The sequence below is a fragment of the Campylobacter sp. RM12637 genome, assembly GCF_020137645.1.
GTDB lineage: Bacteria > Campylobacterota > Campylobacteria > Campylobacterales > Campylobacteraceae > Campylobacter_E.
Map to the genome: position 1 here is coordinate 24,718 of NZ_JACGAV010000017.1, position 10,721 is coordinate 35,438.

At 29.5% G+C, this 10,721-nt stretch carries 9 protein-coding genes; 1 reads left to right on the top strand and 8 read right to left on the bottom strand.

The genetic code is table 11. From position 1 onward, the window contains the following. Positions 1 to 44: 44 nt before the first annotated feature. The 8 genes from AVBRAN12637_RS08050 to mltG form a co-directional block, all read right to left on the bottom strand. On the bottom strand, positions 45 to 617 hold the full coding sequence (locus AVBRAN12637_RS08050; protein ID WP_336607530.1) for a 2-oxoacid:acceptor oxidoreductase family protein: 573 nt from the start codon (positions 615 to 617) through the stop codon (positions 45 to 47). Further along, positions 614 to 1,468, bottom strand: a complete 855-nt coding sequence (locus AVBRAN12637_RS08055; RefSeq protein ID WP_214118511.1) for a 2-oxoglutarate ferredoxin oxidoreductase subunit beta — start codon at positions 1,466 to 1,468, stop codon at positions 614 to 616. The genes AVBRAN12637_RS08050 and AVBRAN12637_RS08055 overlap by 4 nt, the downstream gene beginning before the upstream one ends. Beyond that, entirely contained in the window at positions 1,468 to 2,592 is a 1,125-nt protein-coding gene (locus tag AVBRAN12637_RS08060) for a 2-oxoglutarate synthase subunit alpha (protein ID WP_214118510.1), read from the bottom strand. The genes AVBRAN12637_RS08055 and AVBRAN12637_RS08060 overlap by 1 nt, the downstream gene beginning before the upstream one ends. 2 nt (positions 2,593 to 2,594) lie before the next feature. Next, entirely contained in the window at positions 2,595 to 2,903 is a 309-nt protein-coding gene (locus tag AVBRAN12637_RS08065; protein WP_214150340.1) for a 4Fe-4S binding protein, read from the bottom strand. A 37-nt stretch (positions 2,904 to 2,940) separates the two neighbouring features. Further along, positions 2,941 to 3,810 carry a succinate--CoA ligase subunit alpha gene (sucD, locus tag AVBRAN12637_RS08070; RefSeq protein WP_214118506.1) on the bottom strand — a complete coding sequence of 290 codons (870 nt, stop codon included), beginning with the start codon at positions 3,808 to 3,810 and terminating at the stop codon, positions 2,941 to 2,943. A gap of 9 nt (positions 3,811 to 3,819) precedes the next feature. Further along, positions 3,820 to 4,983, bottom strand: coding sequence for an ADP-forming succinate--CoA ligase subunit beta (sucC, locus tag AVBRAN12637_RS08075; protein ID WP_214118504.1), 1,164 nt, complete (start codon positions 4,981 to 4,983; stop codon positions 3,820 to 3,822). Between the two features lie 9 nt (positions 4,984 to 4,992). Next, the gene (locus AVBRAN12637_RS08080; RefSeq protein WP_336608875.1) at positions 4,993 to 7,167 is read right to left on the bottom strand and encodes an NADP-dependent isocitrate dehydrogenase; all 2,175 of its coding nucleotides are present in this window, start codon (positions 7,165 to 7,167) and stop codon (positions 4,993 to 4,995) included. 81 nt (positions 7,168 to 7,248) lie between these two features. Further along, positions 7,249 to 8,247 (bottom strand): endolytic transglycosylase MltG, encoded by a 999-nt coding sequence (gene mltG, locus AVBRAN12637_RS08085; protein ID WP_442862236.1) that lies wholly within the window; start codon positions 8,245 to 8,247, stop codon positions 7,249 to 7,251. Here mltG and AVBRAN12637_RS08090 point away from each other — a divergent pair. Beyond that, positions 8,144 to 10,663 (top strand): YhdP family protein, encoded by a 2,520-nt coding sequence (locus tag AVBRAN12637_RS08090; RefSeq protein WP_336615649.1) that lies wholly within the window; start codon positions 8,144 to 8,146, stop codon positions 10,661 to 10,663. The two genes, mltG and AVBRAN12637_RS08090, sit on opposite strands and share 104 nt — an antisense overlap. The last annotated feature ends 58 nt before the right edge of the window (positions 10,664 to 10,721 follow it).

Below are 10,721 nucleotides of genomic sequence, written 5' to 3' on the forward strand. Positions count from 1 at the left end.
TTTTATTAAATAATTAATATTTAAGCCCTATAAAGGGCTTAAAATTATTCTCCTAAAGCTTTTTTAGCGTATTTTATACCTAAATCATAAGCCTTAGCATTTGCATCACGAGTTTTTGGTGGCACATGACTTAACATAACTTCTTTTACATCATCAGTATCCATACATTTGCTCATATATACCGCAATAGCAAGAGCAACAACTGATTGAGTAGCCACATTGCCAACTTCATCTTTAGCTATTGTAATGATTGGAATTTCAAATATTTTAAATTTCTTTCTATCTTCTTCACTTGGTTTTACTAGATTTGGCTCAACTACTATTATTCCACCTTCACAAACACCATCTTTAAAACCAGAATAGCCTTTTTGAGCAGTTGAAAGCATAAAAGTAATTTCGCCTTCAACTGCATAAGGAAATAATATTTCTTCATCATCTAAAATAATATCAACCTTAGTTGGACCACCACGAACTTGAGAAGTATATGTACTAGCTTTTATAGCATAAGCACCTTTTTTACTACTTCCACCCTTTTCCATCCAAGCAGCTGCTAAAATCTCACCAGCGGTAATTACACCTTGACCGCCTTCTCCACCAAATCTTAATTGGAATTTCATTTAGCACCCCCTAAAGCATTTAAATTAACCATTCTACCTTCTTTAGCAGCACGGCGAACTTCTTCATAAGCTTTGCAATATTCAGGTTTAGTTTTATTTTCATATAAAATTCCAACTGGGAATTTATCAACTTTTTCTTCATCGCTTAATTTATCAAATTTAGATTTTTCAACAGAACGATTACTTATCCAATCAAGCATTTGAACAGCTTCGCCCATTTTATTTTTACGACCTAAATTAATATGGCAGTTACTAAAGCAATCAATAAAACTATATCCTTCATGAGCCATTGCTTTATAAATCATATTTTCAAGTTTAGCTGCATCAATTACATTACCACGAGCTATAAAACTAGCTCCAGCTGCTTTTACTAATTCGCAAGCATCAAATGTAGGGTCAATATTACCAAATTGAGCTGTAACTGTGTAAAATCCTTGTGGGGTCATTGGGCTTGTTTGAGAATTTGTAAGTCCATATATAAAGTTATTAATCATAATATGAGTTAAATCAATATTTCTTCTTGCAGCATGGATTAAATGATTACCACCAATTGCAGTTGTATCGCCATCACCTGTTACAACTATTACATGTTTAGTTGGATTAGCTAATTTAATACCAGTTGCATAAGCTAATGCACGACCATGAGTTGTATGAACGGTATTGCAATTTACATATGAGCTCATACGACCACTACAGCCAATACCACTAACTACGCAAACATCATCCATATTCCAACCCATTTTTGCAATTGCTTTAATAATACATTTTAAAACAACACCATCACCACATCCCCAGCACCACTGAGTAGGCATTTTATCTACTCTTAAATAATCATCATAATTAAAAGCCATTAGAAACTCTCCTTTACTTTTGCTTCAATTTCACTTGGAGTTATTGGACGACCATTAGCTCTATGTAAGCTAGCAAAATCATCTCTCTTACTTGCTCTTTGAATTTCTTCTAAATATTGTCCCATATTTAATTCTGTTACTAAAATTTTCTTAAATCTTGAGCAAACTTGCGCTATTTTTTTCTCATGAACTGGATATAAAGTAATTGGTCTAAATAAACCTACTTTCAATCCTTGTGCTCTAAGTCTTGCAATTGCTTCTTTTGCAGCACGTGCAACGCTTCCGTAAGCAATAATGCAAATATCAGCATCATCTAACATATATTCTTCATAAAGTGCTAATTCATCTACTTTATTTTTAATCTTACCAACTAATCTTCTCATATTATAATCAACTATTTTGCCATCTTCAGTTGGAAAACCTATATCTCCGTGATGAAGACCAGCTATATGATAACGATAGCCTTTAAAGAATGGATTTAATGTAGCAGGTTCGTCCATATCAGCCTTATAAGGTTTATAATCTTTTGGGTCTCCTGTAAATTCACGGCGTGGTTCTATTTTTAAATCTTTTACATCAGGTAAAATTGCTTTACCATTCATATGTCCAACCGTTTCGTCCATTAATAAAAATACTGGAGTTGAATATTTATTAGCATAATTAAATGCTGTTATTGTTAGATTATAGCTTTCTTCAAGACTAGCAGGTGCAATAGCAATACTTGCTATATCTCCATGACTTGGAGCTTTTGCTTGAAATAAATCGCCTTGAGCAACACGAGTTGGAAGACCAGTTGATGGACCACCACGCATAACATTTACTATTACGATTGGAATTTCAGCTATGTATGCAAGCCCTATTTGTTCTGCTTTTAAGCTAATTCCAGGACCACTACTTGCAGTCATTGCTTTTGCACCACTCATAGCCGCACCTAGTGCAACGCTAATTCCACTTATTTCATCTTCCATTTGAATAAATGTTCCACCAGCTTTTGGTAGCATATGGCTTAATTCATGAGCTATCTCACTACTAGGAGTTATTGGATAACCACCAAAAAAAGAACAACCACAATCAATTGCAGCTTGAGCTATTAAATTATTTCCTGTTGATATTACTTCTCTCATCTTTACGCCTTTAACTTTTTAAAATTGTTAGCTTTAATTGCAGCCGCTCTATCTTTACCTTCTTGAGTAGGTTTTGCAAATTTAAAGCCTTTAGCATCTGCAACATTAATCGCAAAATCAGGACAATGAGTTTCACAATCTCTACAACCTATGCATGATTCTGGATTAACTACTTCAATCATTTGACCTAAAACAGCACTTGGTTCATCTCTCATAGCAATAACGCCCATAGGACAATAGCTTACGCATATATTACAGGCTTTACATCTTTTTTCATCCACCCATACAGGTGCATTAGTATTATTTTCCATTTTTAACCTTTCTAAGCCTAGATTATCTAGGCTTTAATTATTTTAAAATTTCTTTGATTTTTTTACCGATATCTGCAGGAGAATCAACTACATGAACACCATAGCTTTTTAAAGCTTCTTTTTTAGCAGCAGCACTTTCATCAGCACTTCCTACAATAGCACCTGCGTGACCCATTCTTTTACCTTTTGGAGCAGTTGCACCTGCTATAAATGCTACAACAGGTTTTGTGATATTTTCTTTTATAAATTTAGCAGCTTCAACTTCTAAGCTTCCACCAATTTCACCTATCATAACTATAGCTTTAGTTTCGCTATCTTTTTCAAATTCAGCTAATAATTCTTTATAAGCAAGACCTATGATTGGGTCTCCTCCAATTCCAACTGCAGTTGTAATTCCATAACCACCTAAAACAACTTGATTTGCTGCTTCATAAGTTAAAGTTCCACTTTTAGAAATTACACCGATATTTCCTTTTTTAAATATAAAGCCTGGCATAATTCCTAATTTACATTCATCTGCAGTGATAATTCCTGGGCAGTTTGGTCCAATGATTTTCATACCTTTTTTATTTGCATAAGCTTTTGCGAACATCATATCTTTTACAGGAGTATGTTCTGTGATTACTACTGCAAGTTTAATTCCTGCATCAGCAGCTTCAATGATACTATCTCCAACAGCAAAAGGAGGAACGAAAATTAAACTTGTATCAGCACCAGTTTTACTAACTGCTTCTTTAACCGTATCAAATACAGGCTTTCCTAAATGAGTTTCTCCACCTTTAAATGGAGTTACACCACCAACTATATTTGTGCCATAAGCAATACATTGTTCTGCGTGAAATGTAGCTTCTTTACCTGTAAAGCCTTGAACTATTACTTTTGTATTTTTATTTACTAATATACTCATTTTTTCTCCTTACTTTACTAAGCTTTTTACAATTTCAGCACCATTTGCAAAATCTGTTGCTGCGTGAATATTTTTAAGACCTGAATTATCTAGAATTTCTTTTGCTTCTTTAGCGTTTGTTCCATCTAAGCGAACTACTACAGGAATATCAATTTTAGTTGTTTTTGTAGCTTCTAAAACACCATTTGCAATTCTATCACATCTTACGATACCACCAAAAATATTAATGAAAATTACTTTTACATTCTTATCTCTCATAATAATCTCAAATGCTTTTGCAACGGTTTCAGCACTTGCTCCACCACCAACATCTAAGAAGTTTGCTGGTTTGCAGCCACTATAATTAATAATATCCATTGTAGCCATAGCAAGACCTGCACCATTTACCATACAAGCCACATCGCCATCAAGTTTTACATAACTTAAACCATATTTGCTAGCTTCTAGCTCTGCTGGATTTTCTTCTGTTTCATCTTTTAATTCTGCAATATCTGGATTTCTATAAAGACCACTATCATCAAAACTCATCTTAGCATCAAGTGCGAAAAACTCGCCTTCTGCAGTTTTGATTAATGGGTTAATTTCTACTAAATTTGCATCTTTTGCTAAATATAATTTATATAATTTATCTATAAATGTTATTAATTTTTTACCTTCATCTTTATTTAGACCTAAAACTTTTACTACTTCAAGTCCGTGAAACATTTTAAAGCCAATTGCAGGGTCAATTGTAACTTTTGCTATTTTTTCAGGTTGCTCTGCTGCAACTTTTTCTATATCCATACCACCTTCACTTGAAGCAATGATTGTGATTTTTTCTTCCATTCTATTAAATAATAGTGCTAAATAATATTCTTTAGCAATATTTGCACCACTTTCAATATAAAGTTTTCTAACAAGTTTTCCTTCTGGTCCTGTTTGATGAGTTACAAGGTTCATACCTAATATTTTTTCAGCATACATTTTAACTTCATCTAAATTCTTAGCGATTTTTACACCGCCACCTAAACCACGACCACCAGCGTGGATTTGAGCTTTTACAGCCCAAACACTTCCGCCTAATTCTTTTGCGTTTGCAACAGCTTCTTCAACACTAAATGCAACCTTACCTTTTAAAGTAGGCACACCAAATTTAGCAAAAATTTCTTTTGCTTGATATTCGTGTATATTCATATTTTCTCCTTAAATTGATTTTAAAATTTCATTAAATGTAACACTTGGTCTCATTATCTTTTCAGCTACTTCGCCTAAAACATAATATCCACCTAATTCAACTGCTTTACCTTCTTCATTCATATATTCTTCAATGATTATAGAAGAATTTGAATTAAGTTTATCAGCAATAACTTTAAAAAACTTATTCATACTTTCATCATTATTTTGCTTAGCAAGTGCATTCGCTAAATATATTGCAAAATACACATGACTTGTTCTATTATCGTTTTCTTTCGCATTTCTACTTGGAGCTTTATTTTCATTTAAATAATGTGATATTGCTTCATCAAAAGCTTCTGCCATAACTTTTGCTTTTGCATTGCCTTTGTTTCCTTCAAATTCAAGTGAGCTTTGAAGAGCCAAAAACTCACCTAAACTATCCCATCTTAAGTGATTTTCTAATACAACTTGCTCAACTTGTTTTGGAGCAGAACCACCCGCACCTGTTTCAAACATAGCTCCGCCATTTAGCATTGGAACTATTGAAAGCATTTTCGCACTTGTTCCTAATTCAAGTATTGGGAAAAGGTCTGTTAAATAATCTCTTAAAACATTACCTGTAATTGATATACAATTTTTACCACTTCTAATAATTTCTAAACTTTTTTTGCAAGCTTCATAAGGGCTTAAGATTAAGAAAGTTTCTCCTAATTCTTTTTTAACTAAATCAATGATTATTCTATCACTTGCTCTTTTGCTATCAAGCCAGAAAATTCCTTGCTCGCCACTTAATTCACATCTTTGTTTTGCAAGTTTTATCCAGTTTGCTATTGCATCAGGTTTTGCTAAATTAATTCTATAAATATCACCCTTTTTAACATCGTGTGATAATAAAACTTCGCCATTTAACTCTATTTGATAAGTAGCGTCGCAATCAGCTATGAAAGTTTTATCATGTGAGCCATATTCTTGAGCTTTTTTAGCCATTAAACCAACATTACTAACCGAACCAACCACACTTGGATTAATACTTCCATTAGCTCTCATATCATCTAAAACTGCTTGATAAATTGTTGCATATGTTTGATCAGGAATAACAGCATTTGTATCCATTTCTGCACCATTTTTATCCCACAATTTAGCACCATTTTTAAGCATTGCAGGCATTGAAGCATCTACAATTACATCACTTGGAACATGAAGATTAGTAATACCTTTATCAGAATTAACCATAGAAATTGGTGCTCTTGTATTTAATATTTCTTTGTATCTTTTTAGGATTAAATCTTTTTTGCTTGAGTTTTCAACCTTACTTAAAAGCTCACTTAAACCATTGTTTGGATTAATGCCTAGATTTGCAAACTCATCGCCAAATTCAGCAAATAAATCTTTAAAATAAACTTTTAAAGCGTGAGCAAATAATACAGGGTCACTTACTTTCATCATAGTTGCTTTTAAATGAAGTGAGAATAAAATATTTTCTTGTTTGCAGTGATTGATTTGTTTTTCATAAAACTCATCTAGTTTTGCAACATTCATAAAAGTCGCATCCATTACTTCATCTTTTACAACTTCAAAAGATTTTAGCTCAGTTTTAGCCCCATTTACAACTTTATATAATTTAGCAGTGCCGTTTTCTTTGATTAAAGTTGCCTTTTCATTAGAGAAAAAGTCATCACTACTCATACAAGTTACACAACTTTTACTATCTTTACTAAAGGTTTTTGTTTTATATGGATTTGCTTTTGCGTATTCTTTTACAGCTTTTGTGCTTCTTCTATCTGAGTTTCCTTGTCTTAAAACAGGATTTACAGCAGAACCTAAAACTTTTGCATATTTTTCTTTGATTGCTTTTTCGCTATCATTTTGTGGTTCATCTGGATAATTTGGAACATTATATCCTTTTGATTGTAATTCTTTTATGCAAGCTTTAAGTTGCGGAATAGAAGCAGAAATATTTGGAGTTTTAATTACATTTGCTCCATCAAGTTTTACTAATTCACCAAGTTTTGCAAGTGCATCTTCACACTTTTGCTCATCTTTTAAACACTCTGGAAAACTAGAAACTATTCTTGCTGCCAATGAAATATCAGCTGTAGTAATTTCAATATTTGCATGCTTTAAAAAAGCCTTTGCAATTGGTAAAAAACTTAAAGTTGCCAACGCTGGCGATTCATCTGTGAAAGTATATACAATACTCATCGTAACTCCTTTAATTAAATTTTAGATGAATGTATAACTGCTAAGTTAAAAAAGAGTAAATCAAAAAAAATTAAATTACTCTTATCTTTGCCTTTCTATTTCTTTTTCGTGAGCCGCTAAAGTTGTATTAAACCTATGTGTACCAGTCCTTTTATCTCTCATAAAATATAAATAATTTGTCTTAGCTGGAGAAATTGCTGCCAAAATTGCTTGTGTAGAAACGTTACAAATTGAAACACTTGGTAAACCAGAATTTTTATAAGAATTAAATTCTGAATTATCTTCTCTAATCATTTGTGGAGTTACTTTTATGTGAGAATTCATACCATAATTTAGCATTCCATCCATTTGTAGTTTCATACCTTTATTTAATCTATTATAAATAACACTCGCTACAATAGGCATTTCGCTTTCATTAGCAGCTTCTTTTTGAATAATACTAGCTACTATAATAAATCTATAAAATTTATATTCAGTATAATCTCCAAAAACTTTTTTACTAATTGTTTCATTTCTTTTTTTTGTAAATTCTAATAAATATTTTATAAACAATCTTTCACTAATTCCTAATGGAATTGAATAAGTATCAGGAGTTAGCATACCTTCTTTTCTATTTGATTGAGAATATAATTCATCTAATAATTTATCAGGATTTAAATTAAGTTTTTTTGCTGCAATTTCTCTTAAAAAATATTCACTTGTTTCACCTGGAATTAAAGTAAGATTAACTAACGCAGCTTTATTTGTAGTTAGCTCTTTTAAAAATTCATATCTTGTTAAAATAGGTTTAGATACTGCTATCCAACCACTTTGCGGGTGTCCAAAAAATAATAACAAATATTGGTCTATTTTGCTAAATTGCAATTTAGTGTTATTTAAACTTGTTATAATTTTAGCATTAGAGCCTTGTGGTATAAATACAACAGAATTTGACTTAACAGGCTGCAATAAGTAAAACAAAATCGCTAGGACAAAAATGCTTAAAACATCAAAACACATAAATAAAATAATTAAAATTCTTTTTATATTCATATTCTTAATAATCGCCTTTGTATTTGTATTAGCCAATGGAATTTCAATTAAGGATTTTAAATTAATTAATATTGAAATCTCTGAGCTTTATTTGAAACTTGATAAAAAACTAATCTTAAATATAAATAAAGTTTATATAAAAAAAGCAAATAGCAACGAAGCACTAGATATAAATCAAATTAGAAAAAAAATATTAAGTCTTAAAGAATACAAACAAGTATTTTTATTTTTTCAAAGTATTAATATAAAAAATATTCAAATAAATGATGCTTTAGTAAAAATATATTATGATGAAAACCAATTGAATATCCAATCAGATGATATTGAAGCAAATATAAAAATAAATCTATACTCAAATGAGCTTTTAGCAAACATAACAAATCTAAAATATAAAAACTTATATTTTTATGGAGATATAAAAATAGCTAAAGATGTTGAAATTAAAGGATATTTGCACTCTATAAACAATGATTTAAACGCAAAAATAAATATAATAAATACAAAAAATGATTTTTTATTAGGCGTTGATAATTTAGAGATTAAAAATCAACAAGAAGCATTTAAACATATTGAAAATTATTTAAAACCAATACTAAAAGAATGGCTAATAACTAGAGTAAAATTTGATAATTTTAAAGGTAGCTTTATTGTAAAAATAAAAAATAATCAACTAGAAAATACCTTAGGAGAAGGTGTTTTTACAAATGTAATTGCAAATTATAATGATAAAGCACCAAATGCTTATGCAAAAGAAGTTAAATTAAGCTTAAAAGATTATAGTTTAAAGCTATTAGCAAATAATTTAAATTCTCAAGACAATATCACGACTATTGATGAATTTAATTTAACAATAGATAATTTATTAAAGCCAAATATTGATATAAATATCATCTCAAATAATACACTTTACAATAGTGAAATAGAAAAAATACTAAATGCTTATAATGTTGTTTTAGGGTTAAAGCAAAATAGTGGTAAAACAAGCACCTTAGTTAATATAAAACTAAATAACGACCATACTCACAATGTAAAAGTAGATGTTAAAACCAATGGAAATTATTCTTTTAGCAATTTTAACTTTAACGCTAATTTAAATATAAGTGTAAATGATAATTTAGTAGCAATTCAAGGTAATGCAGATACAAAAGAATTAAAAATAAACAATGCGGATATAAATTTAGATACTAAAACCAAATTAGCAAGTGTAAATATAAAGACTTTAGGAATTGATTATAAAGATTATTTTTATTACAACGATAAAGCAAAAATGAATTTAAATCTAAATAATAAAACTTTAGATTTTCCGGCATTGAATACCACAATATATTTTGATAAAAATTTACTTATAAAAAGCGATATTTCAAGTATTGTTAGTTATTCAAAGCAACTTAAAAAATTAAATTTTAATGATGGAGATATTGAATTAAGTAGTAAAGATGGGGCATTTTTTGTAAATATATTTAATGCTAAATTTGATTTTAATTTATATAAAAATAATCCAAATAATTTAGATAATAATTATAAATATACTCAAGATGACTTTTATATAAGTATTCAAAACAACATAACCACAATAAATACCAAAAGCAATCTTATTAATTTAAATTCTCAAAACAATAAAACAACTATTAATCTAAATAATCTAATAATAGACGCAAATAAATTAAATAATGATGAAAATAATGATAGCAATAATAATATAGCTCTTAATTTATTAAATTCTAAGATTATTTATAAAGATTTTTTATTTAATTTCAAGAGTTTAAAACTGAATAAAAATCCTTATGAAACTTCAATAAGCGCAAGTTTTATTAAAGGTGGAGATTTGATAGCCCAAATAGGAAAAAACAATTTTAAAGCCTACCTAAGAGAACTAAGCCATCAAGCACTAAATGAAATCGTAAATAAAGAAGTTTTTATAAGTGGAGAAATTGATTTAGATGCAAAAGGCAATACTTTAAGTGATTATGAAGGCTTAATTAATATAAGAAATGCCTATTTATCAAATACCAAAAACTACATAAATCTAATCGCATTTATAGAAAGCATACCGGCTTTAGTAACTTTTAATAAGCCGGGTTTTACAAAAAAAGGTTTAGGGATAAAATTTGGCTCAATTGAATTTAGAAATAAAAATGACATTATAAATATTGATAAGGTTAATATTTTAGGTTACAACATAGATTGTAGCGGTCAAGGCATTATTAATACAAAATCAAAAACAGCAGATATTACTCTTAATATTTTTACTCTAAAAAATACAAATAAAATCATAAGCAATATTCCTATCGTAAAAGAAATATTTATAGGCGGTAAGGATAATAAAATAGCTACTCAATTAAAAATTAGCGGTAGTTTAGACAATCTTGAATATAAAACTAGCCTAGCTAAAGATATATTAACAAGTCCTTTTATACTTATGAAAAATATCATCACTCTACCTAAAAATATAATAGATAGATAAAAATTAGAACTATTCAAGTTCTAATTAACCAAAACAATATCAAACAAAAGATAAAAAT

What these genes read in the sequence shown, in the direction of transcription:
- AVBRAN12637_RS08050 (WP_336607530.1), bottom strand. Translation starts at nt 617, where the DNA reads ATGAAATTCCAATTAAGATTTGGTGGAGAAGGCGGTCAAGGTGTAATT.
- AVBRAN12637_RS08055 (WP_214118511.1), bottom strand. Translation starts at nt 1,468, where the DNA reads ATGGCTTTTAATTATGATGATTATTTAAGAGTAGATAAAATGCCTACT.
- AVBRAN12637_RS08060 (WP_214118510.1), bottom strand. Translation starts at nt 2,592, where the DNA reads ATGAGAGAAGTAATATCAACAGGAAATAATTTAATAGCTCAAGCTGCA.
- AVBRAN12637_RS08065 (WP_214150340.1), bottom strand. Translation starts at nt 2,903, where the DNA reads ATGGAAAATAATACTAATGCACCTGTATGGGTGGATGAAAAAAGATGT.
- sucD (WP_214118506.1), bottom strand. Translation starts at nt 3,810, where the DNA reads ATGAGTATATTAGTAAATAAAAATACAAAAGTAATAGTTCAAGGCTTT.
- sucC (WP_214118504.1), bottom strand. Translation starts at nt 4,983, where the DNA reads ATGAATATACACGAATATCAAGCAAAAGAAATTTTTGCTAAATTTGGT.
- AVBRAN12637_RS08080 (WP_336608875.1), bottom strand. Translation starts at nt 7,167, where the DNA reads ATGAGTATTGTATATACTTTCACAGATGAATCGCCAGCGTTGGCAACT.
- AVBRAN12637_RS08090 (WP_336615649.1), top strand. Translation starts at nt 8,144, where the DNA reads ATGCTTAAAACATCAAAACACATAAATAAAATAATTAAAATTCTTTTT.